General features: G+C 66.5%; 15 protein-coding genes and 2 pseudogenes. 9 read left to right on the top strand and 8 right to left on the bottom strand.

Annotated features, from left to right (window positions below; translation table 11 throughout):
* Window positions 1-2: 2 nt before the first annotated feature.
* The 4 genes and pseudogenes from AB0L97_RS05410 to AB0L97_RS05395 form a co-directional block, all read right to left on the bottom strand.
* Window positions 3-518 carry a nucleotide exchange factor GrpE gene (locus tag AB0L97_RS05410; protein WP_364425480.1) on the bottom strand — a complete coding sequence of 172 codons (516 nt, stop codon included), beginning with the start codon at window positions 516-518 and terminating at the stop codon, window positions 3-5.
* Window positions 519-526: 8 nt separating this feature from the next.
* Window positions 527-2,410, bottom strand: coding sequence for a molecular chaperone DnaK (gene dnaK, locus AB0L97_RS05405; protein ID WP_364425478.1), 1,884 nt, complete (start codon window positions 2,408-2,410; stop codon window positions 527-529).
* Between the two features lie 3 nt (window positions 2,411-2,413).
* Window positions 2,414-2,919 (bottom strand): annotated as a pseudogene (locus AB0L97_RS05400) (general stress protein).
* Window positions 2,920-3,485: 566 nt separating this feature from the next.
* Window positions 3,486-3,782: an antibiotic biosynthesis monooxygenase gene (locus tag AB0L97_RS05395; RefSeq protein ID WP_355078074.1), complete on the bottom strand. Its 297-nt coding sequence runs from the start codon at window positions 3,780-3,782 to the stop codon at window positions 3,486-3,488.
* Between the two features lie 349 nt (window positions 3,783-4,131).
* On the opposite strand from AB0L97_RS05395, the gene AB0L97_RS05390 reads away from it, so the two are divergent.
* The 4 genes from AB0L97_RS05390 (at window position 4,132) to AB0L97_RS05375 (ending at window position 7,961) form a co-directional block, all read left to right on the top strand.
* The gene (locus tag AB0L97_RS05390; protein ID WP_356964064.1) at window positions 4,132-5,271 is read left to right on the top strand and encodes a glutathione-independent formaldehyde dehydrogenase; all 1,140 of its coding nucleotides are present in this window, start codon (window positions 4,132-4,134) and stop codon (window positions 5,269-5,271) included.
* A gap of 82 nt (window positions 5,272-5,353) precedes the next feature.
* Entirely contained in the window at window positions 5,354-5,767 is a 414-nt protein-coding gene (locus AB0L97_RS05385; RefSeq protein ID WP_355078076.1) for a heme-binding protein, read from the top strand.
* Between the two features lie 110 nt (window positions 5,768-5,877).
* Window positions 5,878-7,173 (top strand): DUF2254 domain-containing protein, encoded by a 1,296-nt coding sequence (locus tag AB0L97_RS05380; RefSeq protein WP_364425475.1) that lies wholly within the window; start codon window positions 5,878-5,880, stop codon window positions 7,171-7,173.
* A gap of 422 nt (window positions 7,174-7,595) precedes the next feature.
* Complete coding sequence (locus AB0L97_RS05375; RefSeq protein ID WP_364425473.1) at window positions 7,596-7,961, top strand: MerR family transcriptional regulator; 366 nt, start codon at window positions 7,596-7,598, stop codon at window positions 7,959-7,961.
* Window positions 7,962-7,968: 7 nt separating this feature from the next.
* On the opposite strand, the gene AB0L97_RS05370 is transcribed toward AB0L97_RS05375, so the two are convergent.
* A complete protein-coding gene (locus AB0L97_RS05370; RefSeq protein ID WP_364425471.1) occupies window positions 7,969-8,376 on the bottom strand; it encodes an ATP-binding protein in 408 nt (135 codons plus the stop codon).
* 490 nt (window positions 8,377-8,866) lie between these two features.
* Here AB0L97_RS05370 and AB0L97_RS05365 point away from each other — a divergent pair, with 490 nt between their 5' ends.
* Window positions 8,867-9,070: a cold-shock protein gene (locus AB0L97_RS05365; protein ID WP_067806012.1), complete on the top strand. Its 204-nt coding sequence runs from the start codon at window positions 8,867-8,869 to the stop codon at window positions 9,068-9,070.
* A gap of 128 nt (window positions 9,071-9,198) precedes the next feature.
* On the opposite strand, the gene AB0L97_RS05360 is transcribed toward AB0L97_RS05365, so the two are convergent.
* The gene (locus AB0L97_RS05360) at window positions 9,199-9,492 is read right to left on the bottom strand and encodes a DUF1330 domain-containing protein (protein ID WP_364425468.1); all 294 of its coding nucleotides are present in this window, start codon (window positions 9,490-9,492) and stop codon (window positions 9,199-9,201) included.
* Window positions 9,493-9,680: 188 nt separating this feature from the next.
* Between AB0L97_RS05360 and AB0L97_RS05355 the strand changes: the two genes are divergently transcribed.
* Window positions 9,681-10,583 carry a LysR family transcriptional regulator gene (locus AB0L97_RS05355; protein WP_364425466.1) on the top strand — a complete coding sequence of 301 codons (903 nt, stop codon included), beginning with the start codon at window positions 9,681-9,683 and terminating at the stop codon, window positions 10,581-10,583.
* Between the two features lie 610 nt (window positions 10,584-11,193).
* Here the strand turns inward: AB0L97_RS05355 and AB0L97_RS05350 are convergent.
* Complete coding sequence (locus AB0L97_RS05350; protein WP_364425464.1) at window positions 11,194-12,423, bottom strand: alpha/beta fold hydrolase; 1,230 nt, start codon at window positions 12,421-12,423, stop codon at window positions 11,194-11,196.
* 181 nt (window positions 12,424-12,604) lie between these two features.
* On the opposite strand from AB0L97_RS05350, the gene AB0L97_RS05345 reads away from it, so the two are divergent.
* The 3 genes and pseudogenes from AB0L97_RS05345 to AB0L97_RS05335 all read left to right on the top strand — a co-directional run.
* Entirely contained in the window at window positions 12,605-13,165 is a 561-nt protein-coding gene (locus tag AB0L97_RS05345; protein ID WP_364425462.1) for a TetR family transcriptional regulator, read from the top strand.
* 810 nt (window positions 13,166-13,975) lie between these two features.
* Complete coding sequence (locus tag AB0L97_RS05340) at window positions 13,976-15,355, top strand: DEAD/DEAH box helicase (protein ID WP_364425460.1); 1,380 nt, start codon at window positions 13,976-13,978, stop codon at window positions 15,353-15,355.
* A 458-nt stretch (window positions 15,356-15,813) separates the two neighbouring features.
* Window positions 15,814-15,963 (top strand): annotated as a pseudogene (locus tag AB0L97_RS05335) (excalibur calcium-binding domain-containing protein); the annotation flags it as partial.
* Window positions 15,964-16,291: 328 nt separating this feature from the next.
* Here the strand turns inward: AB0L97_RS05335 and AB0L97_RS05330 are convergent.
* Complete coding sequence (locus tag AB0L97_RS05330; protein ID WP_364425458.1) at window positions 16,292-17,698, bottom strand: selenium-binding protein SBP56-related protein; 1,407 nt, start codon at window positions 17,696-17,698, stop codon at window positions 16,292-16,294.
* Window positions 17,699-17,864: the final 166 nt, after the last annotated feature.

The following is a 17,864-nucleotide window of genomic DNA, read 5'->3' as shown; positions in this document are numbered from 1 at the left end:
GCTCACCCCTCGGGTCGGCTGACGACCACCGAGGCGGGACGTAACTGCCGACCGTCCTCTCCATAGCCCGGGCGCAAGACCTCGATCACGGTCCCGGAGGGAACGTCCGGTTGGGCCACCACGCTGACCACTTCGTGTAGCTCCGGGGAGAACGGCACACCGACCTCGTCGTGGCGCTCGAAGCCGAACTGCGCCAGCACCTGCACCGCCTGGTCCCGGATCGCCTTCACGCCCTCGACGACGGCCTGGGGATCGCTGCCAGCATGGGCCAGCGCGAGCTCCAAATTGTCCAGCACCGGGAGCCACGCAGCGGATACCTTCGCCACCTCCGCGGCGCGGGCACGGTCCAGATCCTTGGCAAACCGCTTGCGCAGGTTGTCCAGATCTGCAAGGGCCCTGCGCCAGCGGTCCTCGAGTTGAGCCAGCTCGGCCCCCGTGTCGGTGCGATCCGGCGCCGTCTCGGTCTGATCCCCGTCGGTAGCCGACTCGGTCGTCGAATGATCTGCGGACCTTTCCATCGTGTGCCTCAGCTTCGATCGAATTCGGCGTCGATCACGTCGTCGTCATCCGACGACGCCGCTTCTCCGCCGCCTGCCCGGTGTCCGTCTCCGCCGCCGGACTGGACCGGTGCGAGCCCGTAGAGCAGCTGCTGCAGCTCCGAGGTGAGTGGCTCTACCTCCGCGGGGGAAGCATTGTCTTCCACAGCTTTCCTGGCATCGGCGATCAGCATCTCGGCGCGTGCCTTGTCGTGCGGTGGAGCACTGTCGCCGAGTTCGGCGAGTCGCCGTTCCACTTGATAGGCAACCGAATCGAGCGCGTTGCGCGCGTCGACCGCCTTTCGCAGCGCCTCGTCCTCGGCCCGGTTCCGTTCGGCTTCCGCGAGCATGCGCTCTACCTCACTCTGGTCGAGGTTGCTCTGCTCGCTGATCGTGATGCTCTGCTCCTTACCGGTGTCCTTGTCGCGGGCGGTGACGTGGAGGATGCCGTTGGCGTCGATGTCGAACGTGACTTCGACTTGGGCCTCGCCACGGGGTGCGGGGCGGATGCCTTCCAGCCGGAACCGACCGAGCACCCGGTTGTCGGCGGCCCGTTCGCGTTCGCCCTGCAGGACCACGACATCCACTGCGGGCTGATTGTCTTCCGCGGTGGCGAACACTTCACTGCGCCGGACCGGGATCGTCGTGTTGCGCTCGATGATCTTGGTCATCACCCCGCCCTGGGTCTCGACGCCGAGGGACAGCGGGGTGACATCGAGCAACAGCACATCGGAGACCTCGCCCTTGAGCACGCCCGCCTGGACTGCGGCACCGAGCGCCACGACCTCGTCCGGGTTGACGCTCATGTTGGGGTCCTTGCCGCCGGTGAGCCGGCGAACCAGCGCCTGCACCGCCGGAATACGTGTCGAACCACCGACCAGAATCACCTCGTCGATGTCGTTGGCGGTGACCTTGGCGTCACTCATCGCCTGCTTCACCGGGTCGAGGCAGCGTTCCACCAGATCCGCCGTCAGATCCTCGAATTTCGATCGCATGATCGTGGTGGTGAGGTGCTTGGGACCGTTCGCGTCAGCGGTGACGAAGGGCAGGTTGACCTGGGCCTGCGTCACCGAGGACAGCTCGACCTTGGCTTTCTCCGCTGCCTCGAAGAGGCGCTGCAACGCCTGGGCGTCTTTGCGCAGATCGATGTTCTCCGCCCGTTGAAATTCGTCGGCGAGGTAGTCCACCAGACGTCGGTCGAAGTCGTCGCCGCCGAGGTGGGAGTCGCCGGCCGTGGCACGAACCTCGACCACTCCCTCGCCGACGTCGAGCAGGCTCACATCGAAGGTGCCGCCGCCGAGGTCGAAGACCAGTACGGTCTCGTGGGTCTGCTTGTCCATGCCGTATGCCAGTGCCGCGGCGGTCGGCTCGTTGATGATTCGCAAAACCTCGAGGCCCGCGATCCGGCCGGCGTCCTTGGTGGCGTTGCGCTGCGCGTCGTTGAAGTACGCGGGAACGGTGATGACCGCTTCTTTGACCTTCTCACCGAGGAACTTGCTCGCGTCGTCGACGAGCTTGCGCAGCACGAGGGCACTGATCTCCTCCGGCGCGTACTTCTTGCCCCGCACGTCGAATCGAGCCTCACCGTTGTCACCCGGCACGACGTCGAAACTGACCGCTTTGGCCTCCTCGGAGACCTCGTCGTAGTGACGTCCGATGAAGCGTTTCGCGGAGTATATTGTGCCCTTCGGATTCAAGATCGCCTGCCGTCGGGCGAGCTGACCCACCAGCCGCTCCCCGCTCTCGGTGAAGGCCACCACCGACGGCGTCGTCCGCGCTCCCTCGGCATTGGAGATCACCCCCGGCTCGCCGCCTTGCCAGCTTGCGATGACCGAGTTCGTGGTGCCCAGGTCGATACCTACAGCGGTCGCCATGACTCATTCCTTTCGATCGGTCCGGCCGGTGAGCAGGCGAACGGCTTCGTCCGTGACCTCGACGTCGGCAAGGACTTCGTAGTGACGTGGTTGTAATGACTGGATTGAGGTGAAGTCGCGCCGACCGCCCCGCAGCGCGTACATGAATAGGCCGAGCAGGACGCCGACAACAGCGCCGAACACCAGCCCGTAGCAGGCGAGCACGAGGCCGATGAGCAACGGCTGGACCCAGTCGAGTAATCCGAAGATCCAGCCGAACAGTGCGCCGTCAGCGCACCCGCGGCGGCGCCTCGCAAAGCGGCCCAGCCGTAGTTCAATCGGCCGACGACCTGCTCGGCCAGCTCGATGTCGCGTCCGCCGACGGCCAGTTCGTCGTCGACTGTTGAATGCTGGTCGGAGAGGTAGTCGACGGCGCTTTCAGCGTCGGCGTAGTCGTCGAACGTTGCCATTACCTGGCGGGCAGGTTGGTTCAGACGTATCGGCGAGGTTCCGCGATCGGACTCTGACATCACGCCCCCTGGGCGTCGATGATTCGGTGTTCGCCGAGCCTGCGTGAACCAGTTCGGCGTCTGGCCGGTCGGTCAACCGCTTGAACTCACGGACGGCTCAACCGCTGAAAGTTCTTCATCCGCCTGTAGGCGTCGACAGAACGGGAGGCGGTGGCGTCCACACCCCGGCTGGGGCATAGGAGTGCCGGAACCCGCTCGAGGCGGCCGGTGCGCGCACTCCGGGCATCAGCCACTACTTCAGTGCTTCCACGAGTAGAACTCCGATACGAAAGATCGGGACTGCTGAGCGGTGTGACAAGGTCCCAGCAGGTCGGAAGTGGAAGCCAACTACGCCACACAGTGTAGCCACGGGAGCACCGGGAGTCACGGCTCCGTGCCCGCTCGCGCCAGGAACAGCGGTCACCTGCGCGAGGACTTCACCGACGAGGCATCGTCATCTGTTGCGCTCACCTCGTCGTTGCGCACCGAGAATCCGACAGGTTCGGCGGACTCGCGTACCAAAGTTCGCGGTCAGGTGGGTGACGCGGTTCTGTCGAGCTTGCGGGGGGCTGTTTCCAGTCGGTGGTTCAGAGCTTGTTGGCGAGCACGTCGAGGTTGCTGATTTCGGGCGGCGCGGCGAAGAGTTCGTCGGCGCGTTCGCCGAGGGCCTTGCCGACCGGCCCATTGAGATGTGTTTCGCGGGCGGCCTGGTCTGGGAATGCGTCGATGATGCCGAACGTCGAAGGGCCGAACCGTACCGCGAGCCAGGGCTTCGTGCCGGGCTCCTGCTCGACGAGTGGCAGCGCCGATCGGAGGAATTCCACGACCGCGTTTTCCTTGCCGGGTTTGGCTTCGAGTCGGACCAGCAGCGCCTTGGTGGCCATGGCGGGTCTCCTGTTCGAGGTGGTGGACATGATCCAGCATCACATCATCGACCGGTGAAGAGAAGGAGCCCAGCCCACAAATCAATGAGACCGATCTCGACCCCCCTAGCGATCGCGGAGCCGAAAGAGGAGACTCCAGGGTGGAGAACGCGACGCCTGGAATGCACCCACTGCTTGTTGTTCATGACGCGAAACATGGTGGTGTGCCTTAGTTTTGGTGTGTTCTTCCGTTGCGTGCGCTGTCGCCTCGGCTGCTCTAGCAGAACGGTTCGTTCGGTCTGTCGCGCACACGTAACCGCCTGTGGCCGCCGGGCGTCGACCGGAAACGCCGCATGTCAGGAGTATCGAGATGAAAGCGCTTGTGTACGACGGACCCCGTGAGGTTCATGTGAAGGATGTGCCCGATGCGAGGATCGAGCAGCCGACCGATGTGCTGGTAAAGATCACCAGCACCAACATTTGCGGGTCGGATCTACACATGTATGAGGGCCGCACCGATCTGGAGCCCGGGATGGTCCTCGGTCACGAGAACCTGGGGATCGTCGCCGAGGTGGGCAATGCGGTGGTAAAGGTCACCTCCGGGGACCGGGTGTGCCTGCCGTTCAACATTGGTTGCGGTTTCTGCCGAAACTGCGAGGAAGGGTTGACCGCGTTCTGCCTGACGGTGCATCCGGATCCGAAGATGGCGGGCGCCGCGTATGGTTTCGCCGGGATGGGACCGTTCTGGGGCGGACAGGCCGAGTATTTGCGGGTGCCGTTCGGCGACTTCAACTGTCTGCGGCTGCCTGAGGATGCTCAGGACAAAGAAAACGACTATGTGATGCTGGCGGACATTTTCCCGACCGGTTGGCACTGCACCCGTCTGGCCGATATGCAGCCCGGCGATTCGATGGTGGTCTACGGGGCCGGCCCTGTGGGCTTGATGGCGGCATATTCGGCGATGATCCAGGGCGCGAGCAAGGTGATGATAGTGGACCGCCATCCAGACCGGTTGCGCCTGGCCGAGCAGATCGGCGTCATACCGATCGACGACTCGAAGGGCGACCCGGTAGAGCAGGTGCTGGAGCAGACCAACGGGCACGGCGCCGACAAGGGTTGTGAGTGCGTCGGCTATCAGGCCCATGACCCGCAGGGAAATGAGGATTCGGCCATGACCATGAACCGGCTGGTCGATTCGGTGCGGTTCACCGGGCACATCGGCGTGGTGGGCATCTTCTTGCCACAAGACCCCGACGCGCCCGACAAGCTGGAGAAGAAGGGCAAGATCGCCTTCGACATGGGCAAGTTCTGGTTCAAGGGTCAAAAGGCCGGAACCGGACAGGCCAACGTCAAGCACTACAACCGCCAGCTTCGTGACCTGATCCATGAAGGCCGGGCCAAACCGTCGTGGATCGTCTCTCACGAACTCCCGCTGGCTGAGGCCGAGTCCGGCTACCAGCATTTCGATGCCCGCGACGACGGATGGACCAAAGTCGTAATGCATCCGTGAGGCGGCCCCGCACCGAGAGGAGCGCAACGATGGCAAATGCACTGCAGCGCAAGCAGTTCGCGAAGACCGGGACAGGTGCGTCATGACAATGAACCAGACCTCGGTGTCCCTCGACGATGCACAGCGGGTGATTGCCGCCGGGCAGGCCAAAGCCGCCGAGATCGAGTCGCCGTCGAATATTGCGGTGGTCGATGCCGGCGGCAACCTCGTAGCCCATGTGCGGATGGACGGCGCATGGATCGCCAGCATCGACATCTCGATCAACAAGGCATTCACCGCCCGAGCGCTGGACATCTCGACCGAGGACCTCGCGGCCGACGCGGGTCCGGGCAAGCAGTTCTACGGGATACATACCTCCAACGGTGGGCGCATCATGATCTTCGCCGGCGGTGTGCCGCTGCGGCGCAACGGCCAAGTCGTCGGGGCGGTCGGCGTCAGCGGCGGCACCGGAGAGCAGGACAAGGCTGTCTCCGAGGCAGCCGCAACGGCGATGTGAGCAGGGAACTACGTCGACACGGCACCGTCGCGGACAGCCTGACAAAGCGGCCCCGCTGCCCGCCGGCCGCACCGCGATTTTCGGCCACGGCCGGAAGAGAAAGGCGTTTGATGGTGTGCCTGCGGTTCCGTCATCGGCTGCGGTCCAGCCTGTGGATCACGCCGTTGCTATGCGTGCTGGCCTCGATCGGGCTGTCGTTCGTGACCGTGGCGATCGATCGGCAGTTCGGCGATCGGCTGATCCCGGTGGCGATCACGGGCTCGGCGGACGCGGTGTCCAACATCCTCAGCACCATCGCCGCCGCGATGGTCACCCTGACCACGCTCGTGCTCACGGTGACGACGGTGGCCGTCCAGCTCGCGATGGGCCAGTTCTCGCCGCGCATCGTGCGGGCGTTGCTCCAGGACCGCAGCAGCCAGCTGGCCTACGGGCTGTTCGCCTCGACGTTCATCTTCGCGATCCTCGCGATCCGCGAAGTCAACGCCGTGGGCGAGGGTACGGTGCCAGGCCTGACCGTGTCGGTGGCCTACCTGCTGATGCTGGCCAGCATCGCCACGTTGTTCCTCTACATCCACCATTCGGGAAACGCGCTGCGCGCCTCTGGCCTGATCGACCTGGTCGGCGATCATCTGCACGAGCAGCTGGACCGCAAGTACCCAGCGAAGGGGCCGCCGCACGCCCAGCCTGATGTCGTGGTCTCGCCCGAACCGGGGCTCGTTATCGACCTGGATCGTCCCGCGCTGGTCGCAGCAGCGTCCGAGGCCGGCTGCGTGATGGAGATGGTCCCCCTCATGGGCGACTTCGTACCAGCAGGCGCGCCGCTGTTCCGCGTGCACGGCGACCCCGTCCGTCTCGACCACGCCCGTGTCGCAGGCCTCGTCGTCCTCGCCGCGGAGCGGACTCACGGCGATGACCCGGCGTACGGCTTCCGCAAGCTGGTCGACATTGCCGAGCGTGGTCTGGCCCAACCGTTCACCGACCCGACCACCGCCGTGATGGTGATCGACCGACTGCACGACTGCCTGCGGCAGCTCGCCAACCGCGACTTCCCCTCCGGCCGGCACCACGACGACGGCGGCGAGGTTCGGCTCATCGAGCGCACGCTCAGCTGGGCGGGCTACGTCCGGCTCGCGTTCGACGAGCTCTGCCTCGCCGGAGCCGCCTCCCCCCAGGCATCGCGCCGGTTACGCGCCGCACTGGAAGACCTCCTGACGGTCGCACCACCCGAGCGGCACCCACCGCTCGAGCGGCAGCTCGACGTGCTCGTCGCCGCCGTACACCGCAGTTACGACGACCAGCGCGACCGACGTGCGGCGCTGGTCGCCGATCAGCAGGGCATCGGTTCGGGCGCCGACCTCGCAGCGGAGTCCGAGGCGGCGACCAAGCGCGCCGGCGCGGGAACATGATCGACAGGATGTACGGCGTGCAGAAAACCCCTACCCGTGATGCAGAAAAATCTGTATCGCAGGGTGTAGACATTCGGGAGGGCGGGGTGTACTTTATCTTTCGTTGGAGATGAGATGTCTGGTTGGCCGGGCAGGTGAACTGCACCGGAAGCAAGATCCACATCCCCTCCGGCGGAGAAGAGAATCCGGTGCAGTCGGCCGGACCGCCGGAGGGGATGACGAACTTTCGCAGACAGGTCCGGCAACTCAGGAGGTGGTGACTGAACAGCTCTTCCCAGATTCCGCGTCCCGGGCTGTTGCCGGGCGTGGTTCCCGCGGTCGGCTCTACCGCCCGACCGGCGGGATCGACGTGAAAACCCCCTCGATCCCAGGCCCCGGCGCACCACGCGCCGGGGCCTGACGACGTTGACCCCAGAGGTGTTGTGCAGCAATCGAACGACCCGACCGACCCGACCGACGCTTCCAGTGCCGCCGACCGGCTGGATGACGAGGACTACCCCGCCTACAGCATGGGTAGGGCCGCGGAAGTCCTCGGCGTCACCCCCGCCTTCCTGCGCGGCCTGGACGCCGCCGACCTGCTGACACCGCAGCGTTCACCGGGCGGGCACCGCCGCTACTCCCGCTCACAGTTGCGGATCGCCGCGCGGGTCCGCGCGCTGGTCGATGCGGGCACACCGCTAGAGGCAGCGTGCCGCATCACCGTCCTCGAAGACCAACTCGCCCAAGCCCACGAGCTCAACGCCGAACTCACCCGGCAAAACCCGCCCGCGCCGGACCACGGCAGCTGAGCTCCGATCAGCCGGGGCCGCGGGTGCCGAGTTCGGCCCACACCGTCTTGCCGCCGCCGTGGTAGTCCACACCCCAGCAGGTGGCCAGCTGATCGACCAGGATCAACCCGCGCCCACCCGTGTGATCCGGTCGGCGGATCCGCGCAGGCACGGGCGAAGCATCGTCGACCTCCACACGCAACCAGCCGCCGTGGTCGGCCACCATCAACCGGCAACCACGCGGGGCGCGGGCATGCACGACAGCGTTGCCGGCCAACTCGTCACACACCTGCACCGCGTCCTCCACCCCGATACCGGCGAGCGGGGCGAGCAGGCGCCGCACCGCAGCCCGCAGCTGCCCCAACGACACAACCTCGAGATCCCACTCGCCAACAGCGCCTTTGGCGCGCGCCTGATCCAGTGTCGAAATTCCCACCCTGCACCCCTCCTTCCGCTCGCTCAGTACCGGCCTCTACGCGGACAGCACTACATCGGCGACATACCCTCACCACACCCCGGCGAAAACACCGCATCCACGCTCACTGCGGACCGTGTGAGGTGTTGGGAATCGTTCGGTTCTCCGGTACCCCGCATCGATCGGGAGTGCAGAGCACAGCCTGGTCCCGCCAGCCCGCCGCACACCCGGCGTGACCGGCTGCGGTCCCGCGGTCCACATCCGAGGACAAGTCCCGCTTCGCGGGGTTGCCGAGCGGGGCGAATACCCGCACGGGTCGGCGCCGGGACGGGAATCGTCTGCGGCGGTCGGTCTCGGCGTGACGTTCAGCCGTCCGCAGCCCGTAGGCCCGGCCCTCCGATCACTGCGTGAGGCGAGCGAACGGCGACGGTTGTGGCATAGTGAGAGGTTGAGTACGGGCTTTTCACCAAGAATTTGCTCGGCTCACTACAGAAAAGAAGTTGTTTACAGCATGGCTCAAGGCAGTGTGAAGTGGTTCAACGGTGAAAAAGGCTTCGGCTTCATCGCTCAGGACGGAGGCGGCCCGGACGTCTTCGTGCATTACTCGGCCGTGAGCGGCTCGGGTTACAAATCCCTCGACGAGGGTCAGCGTGTCGAGTTCTCGGTGGAACAGGGCCAGAAGGGTCCTCAAGCCCAGGACGTCCGCGCCATCTGATTCCGCGCGCTCGCGTTTGTTTGTGAAGAGCTTCGCACCGAGGTCGGTGCGAAGCTCTTTTCGTTGAACCTCGTTCAGCACCGTGTTTGTACAGGTGACGGATGCTCAGCGATGGCTGGGCCCGCCGGTCAGTCGATGCCTTCGATGATGCGGAAGTCGCGCTCGATGCCGTCGGGTAGGGCCACCAGCGCCTTCTGGTATGCCTCGCTCTCGTATGCCGCGACGGCCTGTTCAAAGCTGTCGAACTCGATCAGAACTACGCGTTGCGTGATTCCGGCCTCGTGGGCGACGACTCGACCGCTACGGGACAGGACGCGCCCGCCCCCAGCCTGGACAGCCGGACGGGCCAGCTTGTTGTATGCAGTCAGCCTCTCAGGGTCGGAAATGGCGGGGTAGACGCTGACCCAGTAGCCCTTAGCCATGGAAACCTCCTGTGTTCGGCCGGACACGTCCGACTTCGAGTCGATATTCAGATCGATCGATCCCGGCGACGGGTACTGCGGTCAGCCGAATCGTCATATGCGCAGGTTAGGGCTTGATGCGCGGTCGAGGGAAAGACCGGTACGCGATAGACTCAGAACGGATCGTTATCAATCGGCGGGGAGGGCATGTGGCGCCGGATACGGTGAGCCTGCGGTACTTTCTGGTGCTGGCGCAGGAGTTGAACTTCACCCGCGCGGCCACACGGATCGGGATCGCACAGCCCGCACTCAGCGCCCGGATGCGCCGATTGGAGGCGGAACTCGGTACTGCCCTGCTGGTTCGCAACACGCGTAGCGTCGTATTGACCACGGCCGGTGCGGCTTTGGCGGAGTCCGCGCCGCCCGCGCTGGCGGCGCTGGACCGGGCATGGGACATCGCCCGGAATGCGGGGGCCGGTGAACTGGGCACGCTCCGCATCGGATACAGCCTCAGCGCGGGAGCCGAGACGGCACCGGCCCTGGTGGACAGGCTCATTCGCAGCAGCCCGGGACTCGAGGTCGGCGCGGTCCCGATGGCGACACCGGAGATCTCTCCCGCGGTCGCCGACGGCCGCATCGATGCGGGGATCACCCGCGGTGAACAGCCGGGTCGTGGCGTGCGCCGGTTCCTGCTGCGGCGTGTGCGCGTCGGGGTCCAATTGGCACAGCATCATCCGCTGGCCGAACATCCGGAGATCGAGATCGCCGATGCGGCCGCGTATCCGCTGCGACTCCCCGACCGCGCGGCGAATCCCGTGATCCACGATCAGCTGTCCGCACTTTTCCGCGAGATCCGGCCGACCCCCCGATTCCACACGCTCGCAGTCTCTTTCGACATGTCTCAGCGCGACCTACGCGACGGGCTCACCCTCGCCCCGGCCGGAGAAACCGCGGTCACGGCACAACCAGCCGGTCTCACCTGGCGACCGCTGCGGGGCGCGCCCAGCCTGACGCTCCACCTGGTCCTCCCACGCGAGCAGTCGCCGCTACACCGCCGCATCCGTGCCGTCGCCAAAACCCTGGCGCACGAGCTGAACTGGCTGCCGAACTGACGCGCACCAGGTCACGCAGAGCGCGTCCCATGCCTTCACCGCGCCGTCCTGTCATCCCACCCCTCGCGATAAGCATCGGCGGCACTCCCCTTCCAGGTATCGAACAACGCCGGAACCTCACGGTCCAATGCCACCGATCCCGATCTCAGCTGCTGCGCCATGTCAAAGGCCTGCCTGCCGACCGCCGTCACCGCGTCGCGAACGACATTTCCGCGGTTGATCGTTTGTCGCCATGCTCTCCCCCGGCCCCAGACCATCGCCCTGACCCCACCCGCCCTTCCCGGCGCTCATCAGGTCTGGGCCTGATCGAACTGGCGCCATCGACGCGGCACCAAGCTCGTCTATCGCCCTACCGGCGGCAAACCGGCTCGCAGAGAGTTGCTTCGGAGCTGCCGACGGCACGGGGGACGGAATCACACTGCAGTCACGCCGCGCGCTGATCCGAGCCGAAGAGGTCGGCCATATGCTCGAGGCGCGATTTCACCTGGAGGAGAGCCGGTCGGCGAACAAGTCGGCGAGGCACCAGCGTGCGCCTCTCAGCTGCGGTGCCGGCGCCGTCGAGGACGGAATCTCGCCGAGCACCCAGACGGCTTCGAGCAGCCGGTTGGGCTCACTCGACGCTCGCTCGAGCGAGCGCTTCATCGGCAAGCGCTACCGCCGCCTCGACCGGCGCGTACACAGCCAGCGCGGCGACGAGGTCACGGATATCGCTGCGAATGGACGGTGCCAGCCGGGCGTGGCGGGCGACGTCGAGCTCGTTTGCGATCGTCAGGACCGCGAAATCACGGAGTTCCGTTCCTCCGATCGTCTTCGAGCCGCCGCTGAATCTGTCGGTCACGGGCAAGGGCCGTCGGCCGAGCTCGCGGTAGGTGCGCGAGCGATCGCATGCGCCGTAGAGGTATACCAGCGCCGCCGCGTCGGGGCCGATGACGTGATCCAGCCGCTGGCGATCCGTGATCGGCAGCAGGGCATGCGGCAACCCATCGGTGCCGTATGACGCGTGGCAGATCGACGCCAGCCGGGTTCGTGGCGCTGAGTTCCATTCGACCGTGAGGGCGTGCACCCGGCGTAGGTGCTCGAACAGGGTCCCGCCTGGGTGATCGATCTGCTCGGCGCCGAGCGTGCGCTGTAGCTCGAACGCGCGGCGGACGACGTCGTCGGTCCCGAGCCACTTGGTGGCGTGCGCCGAAACGATGCGCGCGAGTTCCGCAGGGGCGTCGCGAGCGACGAGGTGCCCGGCGTCCGGTACGCGGGTAACGGTGACACGCCGGTTGGTCATGCGGAGCCGGTCCACGTCGGCGTCGCCGAGCGGAGACCGTGGTCCTCCCCGCACGAGCAGGATGGGCAGGTCCGATGCCGCGATGATCGCGTGGAGTTCGGAGCGGGACGCGAGAATGTCGTCGACGAGCTCGGTATCGCGGGCGAGGAGTCCGTGGTCGTCGAGCCAGCGCCGGGCGCGATCCGCATCGATATCGGGGACGACGTCCACGAGCACGAGGCCGGCGACACGCTGCGCGACGGACGACTCCGCGAGGGCGGCGACGGCGGCCAACCCTCCGAGGGAGGCGCCCACCACGACGATCGGCGCCGGTTCGCGAACCACCATCTCGATCACGTCGTCGGCGATCACCCGCAATGCGGTCGCCCGCCCGGAGCTCTCGCCGTGCCCGCGCAGATCGAAGGCCACCGTACGCAGTCCGCACTCGATCATCCCCTCCGTGACCGGCGCCCAGACGTCGCGACGCTCTCGGCCCGCGTGAAGCAGCAGGACCGTGGGGCCCGCGCCGGTCACCGTGGCTCGAAGTGTGACGTCGGGCAGCGTGAGGGTCATGTCTGTCATCGTCGATCCACCTCGGTGCCGAATCTCCTTCTCAACGCCATGATTTCGACCATCGACATACCTTCTCCGATTTACCTTGAGCAGTCGAGGTAACGATACGCAGTGAAACCTTGGCTAGTCAAGGTACGATTCCGGGGTGAGCAATTCGAGAACGCGCAGACCACCGGACGAAGCCCGTCGGTTGATCCTCGATGCCGCGGCTTCGCTCCTGGCCGAGGGAGGCGTCGCCGCTGTACAGGTGCGCGCAGTGGCAGCGCGGGTCGGCATGACCGACGCCGGCGTCTCCCACCACTTCGGCAATCGCGACAAGCTGCTCGCCGAACTCCTTCGCCATGGTGGACGCCGGCTTCGAGCCGCGCTCCATGACGTCATCGCCGCATGGCTGGAGCATGGCACCGATGTCCTCGAGCTCGTCGAGTCGCTCGAGTCCGTGTATCGGGGCGGCTACGGCGAACTCGCGGTGGCGCTGCACGCGGCGGGTTGGCGCGACCGCGGTGGCGGCATGCTCGACCCGGTCGTCGACGCCCTGCATCGGAGTCGGCCTCCCGGAAGTTCCATCGACGAGACACGGCTCGCGGTCGCCGCCCTCCACCAGGCGATGGCAACCGAGCCCCTCTACGGGGTCGATTTCCGTCGGAGCGCCGGCCTCACCGGCGCGGCAGCGCAAGACTCGACCGCTCACCTGCGCTGGTGGGCTAGCCAGCTTCAACGCGCGCTCGACATCGAACCAGCGCGCCATTGACCCGAGCGGCGGTCAACACCCTCGGCATCAGCAGTGCACTCCGATTCCGGTGTTCCCGCGTAATGACCAGCGGCGAAAAGCCATTCGCGACGAACACACACCGCAGGCGGGCGCGATAAGCGGATCAGCGCCGTGCCCGATGCGGTAAAGATCGAACCCTCAGTGTTTGGCACAGATAGTCATGCGCCGGACATCCAGTCGAGGATCGCCCGCACGGCCGCACGAGCAGCGTCCGGGTCGGAGGCCGCCAGCGCCACGGCCACTCTTCCGGAGTTCGGCGCATTCGGACGTGAGTGTCGACTGTTTGGCCCGGCGGTCAGTGGGGTGGGTTTGCCACTCGATCAGTCGCAGGGCCTCGAGTTTGTCGATGATGACGGTGGCGTTGGACGGTCCGCGAAGTGGCCACCACCTTGTCCGGTTCCGGAGGAGACGCAAGCTTGCCGGAAGCCTTGTCGAGGAAGATCTGCTCGCACCTGGCGACGGTAAGCGCGTCATGCGGGCCTCGGGAGCTGATCGCGGGTGGAGATTTCGAACACGAGCCTGGCGACCCAGCCCTGGCCAGAAGCGAGAAACCTCACCCGATGAGTACGAACCGCCCATCACAGGCTATTGTTGATCAAGTGCGTGACATGTCACGCCAAGCGTCGTAGATCGCATTCGCTTCGCAACCAGCGCTTGCCGCATCCGCTCTTCTTACGGCGATCGATTTTGCCCATCGGCAATCTCGCCACTTCGTGCCCCCGGCGCGGACCCCGAAGGTCCACAGACGGCTCGGGCACCACCTGATGTCCGAAAGGCACCGCAACATCTATGAGTTCTGCTGACATCTCTTTCGCCGCGCTCGGTGTGAGCGCACCGCTGGTGAAGGCGTTGACTCGCGCCGGGATCACCGAACCTTTTCCGATCCAGACCGACACCCTGCCCGATTCGCTGGCCGGACGCGATGTGCTGGGCCGTGGCCGGACCGGCAGCGGCAAGACGCTCGCCTTCGCCATCCCGATGGTCGACCGTCTCGGCCGCGGTCTCGCCGGTAGGCGCGCACCGAGCCGCCCGACCGGCCTGGTGCTGGCGCCGACTCGGGAATTGGCCACCCAGATCACGGCCGCGCTGGAACCCCTCGCCGCGGCCTATCGCATGACAGTCACCACGATTTTCGGTGGGGTCCCGCAGAACCGGCAGGTCCGGGCGCTGCGCGCCGGTGTCGACATCGTCGTCGCCTGCCCCGGCCGGCTCGAGGATCTGATGAACCAACGTCTGATCTCCCTGGACGCCGTCGAGGTCACCGTGATCGACGAGGCCGACCACATGGCCGACCTCGGGTTCCTGCCAGGCGTGACCCGCATTCTCGCGGCCACCCCGAACGACGGTCAGCGCCTGCTGTTCTCGGCCACCCTGGATAACGGCGTCAACAAGCTGGTCAGCCGCTTCCTGCCGGATGCCGAGCTGCATTCCGTCGATGAGGCGAACTCCCCGGTAGCCGCCATGACCCATCACGTTTTCGAAACCGCGAGCGTCGAAGCCAAGCGTGAGGTCGTACACCGGCTCGCCTCGGGCTCGGGTCGGCGAATCCTGTTCATGCGCACCAAGCATCAGGCTCGCAAGCTGGCCAAGCAGCTGACCCTCGCCGGAATCCCGGCCGTCGATCTGCACGGCAACCTCTCGCAGGGCGCCCGCGACCGCAACCTCGCGGTCTTCGCCGCCGGTGATGCCCTGGTGCTGGTGGCGACCGATGTGGCCGCGCGCGGCGTGCACGTCGACGGTGTGGAACTGGTCGTGCACGTTGATCCGCCCGCCGAACACAAGGCGTACCTGCACCGTTCGGGCCGTACCGCGCGGGCAGGCAACTCCGGTGAAGTGATCACCCTGGTGCTGCCCGGCGAACGACGCGACCTGGCCGACCTCATGCGCAAGGCCAAGATCACTGTGACCCCGCAACGAGTCACCGCCGATTCGCCCGTGGTGGCCGAGCTCGTCGGCACGGTCGCCCCATTCGTCGCGCCCTCCTACAGCGACCGGGCGGCACGGGAAGACGACCGCCGCAGCGGCAGCGGAGCGCACCGTAGCACTGGCGGACCGCGCAGGGGCAGCGGCGGACCGCGCCAAGGCGGCGGCCGTCGCAACGGCAGTGCGGCACAAGGTCAGTCGCGCGCCAAGCCGCGCGCTCATTCCGCGCGCGGAACGGTCGCATAGGGCCCGTTTTGGTCGCTCCCCCAGGCAAGCCCATGCCGAGATCGCCGCGTCGCTGAGCATCGCCAGCGGATTGCCGGGCATCGAATGCTGGTGTACATGGCTGATGACGCCGGCACTGGCGGGCAACCCATCGAGCGCGAGGCAGTCGCGCCTGATGGGTTGCCGTGCGATTGCGCGGCCGCGGAATCTGCAGGCGTGGCCAAGAGGGTTGGGACACGAGACCGATCCAACCCTCCCCTCCGATTCCACGCGAAGCTGGATTGGCCGGACATCACCGACAGGGACGGACACCGACCGTCCGCGCCCAGCTCCGCGCGAAGTGAGGACCAACCCGTCTCCAGCACAGCGACTTCCGAGGTGCCAGACGTGCGGTCTCATCGTCGGGACTGGTAGATGGCTCAGAGGCAACCGCGCCTGCCCCGCCCGCGGCAGTGGTACCGACACCTCCGGCGCCGGCCGTGCCGGTGCCACCGCGACCGGCAGCTCCCAGCGTCTACTACTCCAACTGCGCCGCCGCCAAGGCCGCGGGCGCCGCGCCGCTACGGCGGGGAGAACCCGGCTACAGATCAGAACTGGACCGCGATAAGGACGGCATCGCCTGCGAATAGGACAAACCGACGCTGTTCGTGCCGGCGCGGCAGAGGATGGCTCTTGATAATCCGGCTCGAGACCACGGGCGGCAGAACAGAACAACCACGTCGACTTCGCGTTGCTGACCACCCAGAAGCAGCCCGGCCGAGCATGCCAACCGACACGACGATCCTCCCGCTACACCGACGAGGCTGCTGAGTTCAAACCCCAAGGCGCCTGGGGCTTTCGGCGAGCACCTCTGGGGACGATCTCCTAGCGCCAACAGCGTGTCCGAGGTTGAACGTGTGGGACACTTCGCCGACCGGGCATACGCGGTGGAGATCCAGGGGTCCCCGCTCGACCCGACTACTGGTAGCAGTAGGAGTCGGAGGAGGCGTCGCCGCCCTGGAGGCGCACCTGGTGCACCCGCAGACCTCGAAAGTCCTCGTCGTGCGGGAAGAACGACTCGTCGATGGTCATTCCGCCGTCGGGACCGATGCGCATCACGGCCATCCAGGCGCCAACCCCATCCGGGTAGAACTGGTCGTCCCATGCGCCATAGAGCGAGTTGGTGAGGTAGACCCGCCGACCGTTACGGCTGATCTCGACCATCTGGGGGCCGCCGGCAAGCGGCTGGTTCGGCGCGGCCGGGTGGGCGGTGCGGCCCACGATCCCGCCGAGCCGGACCGACCCGGTCTCTTTCGGGTCAGCCGGATCGCGCACGTCGAACTGTTTCAGCTCCCCGGTACCCCAGCACGAGACGTAGAGGTATGCGTCGTCGACCGACAGGTCGATGTCGGTGACCAGCGGCGGCACCGCGCCGAACGGTTTCAGTGCCGGCGGCAGCAGGTCGGGATCGGCTGGCTCGGCCGGGATGGTGATCACCTTGTCGACCGCCCACACGCCGCTATCGCGGTGCCAACGCCACACGGAGGCCGACAGATCCTCGGTCGAGATCACCACGCCGACGAACCCCCAAGCGGCGTCCGGATCGTGCGACGGGCGCAGCTCGAGTGCCATCTGGTATCGCTCGCCGAGATCGATCCGCTGCTGGTGCCGACCGGCGCTGAGGTCCCAGAAGTGGATCGCGTGGCCGTACTTGTTGGCCAGCAGCAGCTCCGGGTTCAGCCCGTTCTCGATCATGGCCGGGGTGCCCCACTCGCTGCTGATCAGCGTGTTCTGGTTGAGATGCCACCAGGCGTCGTACGCCAGGTATTGCGGCCCACGGTCGGTCTCCCATTGCCGCAGCACATCGAACGTGCCGTGATCGAGCAGCGCGATCCCGCCCGGCCCGTCCGATCCGTCCGCCCCGCCGAGGCAGGTCATGAACACACCGTCCGGCCCGCAGTGCAGCGTGTGTGGACGGGAGTAGCCGGCCTTGGCCGCGAGCTCGGAGCTGTCCACGATCTTGGACAGGGTGGGCTGGCGTGGGTCGGGCTGGGTGTCGAACACGTACAGGCGCGACGAGCGCAGACCCGGCACGATCAGGTACCGCCGAGCCAGTCCCTCAATCTGGTGGCCCTCGTGCTTCAGCGCGCTGCTGCAGGCGTTCCAGCCGAAATGGTGCAGCTCGTTGCCCAGGTGGGGTACCTCGGTCCAGCCCACCACCCGGCCGTAGGTAGCCGAGCCCGGATCCACATCGATTACTGACAGCGCATCTGGCTTCTGTGCCGCGCGGTCGAACGCAACAACGTATGCGAGCCGCTCCGGTGGCGCGGCCGCCGCCTCCGCTGCGCTCCGATAGAAGGTCGGGTCCAAGTCTGAGTGATTCATTTCCAGCCTCCTTTATGTCGATAGGCGGAGACCCACGCACCTCGCCCGATCTGGCGGTTCCGAGGCGAGCGCGACCCGTGTGGTCGCGTGCCGTATGGCGCGGGCAGGCAATTACAGTCTCGGCCTATCGACGCAGATCCACCAGCTACCGCCGACGCGGCGGCAG

This window comes from Nocardia sp. NPDC051911 (assembly GCF_040681035.1).
Lineage (GTDB): Bacteria > Actinomycetota > Actinomycetes > Mycobacteriales > Mycobacteriaceae > Nocardia > Nocardia sichangensis.
This window is presented reverse-complemented; position numbering and strand designations above follow the sequence as displayed.

What these genes read in the sequence shown, in the direction of transcription:
- AB0L97_RS05350 (WP_364425464.1), bottom strand. Translation starts at nt 12,423, where the DNA reads ATGACAGACATGACCCTCACGCTGCCCGACGTCACACTTCGAGCCACG.
- AB0L97_RS05365 (WP_067806012.1), top strand. Translation starts at nt 8,867, where the DNA reads ATGGCTCAAGGCAGTGTGAAGTGGTTCAACGGTGAAAAAGGCTTCGGC.
- AB0L97_RS05340 (WP_364425460.1), top strand. Translation starts at nt 13,976, where the DNA reads ATGAGTTCTGCTGACATCTCTTTCGCCGCGCTCGGTGTGAGCGCACCG.
- AB0L97_RS05410 (WP_364425480.1), bottom strand. Translation starts at nt 518, where the DNA reads ATGGAAAGGTCCGCAGATCATTCGACGACCGAGTCGGCTACCGACGGG.
- AB0L97_RS05385 (WP_355078076.1), top strand. Translation starts at nt 5,354, where the DNA reads ATGACAATGAACCAGACCTCGGTGTCCCTCGACGATGCACAGCGGGTG.
- dnaK (WP_364425478.1), bottom strand. Translation starts at nt 2,410, where the DNA reads ATGGCGACCGCTGTAGGTATCGACCTGGGCACCACGAACTCGGTCATC.
- AB0L97_RS05380 (WP_364425475.1), top strand. Translation starts at nt 5,878, where the DNA reads ATGGTGTGCCTGCGGTTCCGTCATCGGCTGCGGTCCAGCCTGTGGATC.
- AB0L97_RS05395 (WP_355078074.1), bottom strand. Translation starts at nt 3,782, where the DNA reads ATGGCCACCAAGGCGCTGCTGGTCCGACTCGAAGCCAAACCCGGCAAG.
- AB0L97_RS05330 (WP_364425458.1), bottom strand. Translation starts at nt 17,698, where the DNA reads ATGAATCACTCAGACTTGGACCCGACCTTCTATCGGAGCGCAGCGGAG.
- AB0L97_RS05390 (WP_356964064.1), top strand. Translation starts at nt 4,132, where the DNA reads ATGAAAGCGCTTGTGTACGACGGACCCCGTGAGGTTCATGTGAAGGAT.
- AB0L97_RS05360 (WP_364425468.1), bottom strand. Translation starts at nt 9,492, where the DNA reads ATGGCTAAGGGCTACTGGGTCAGCGTCTACCCCGCCATTTCCGACCCT.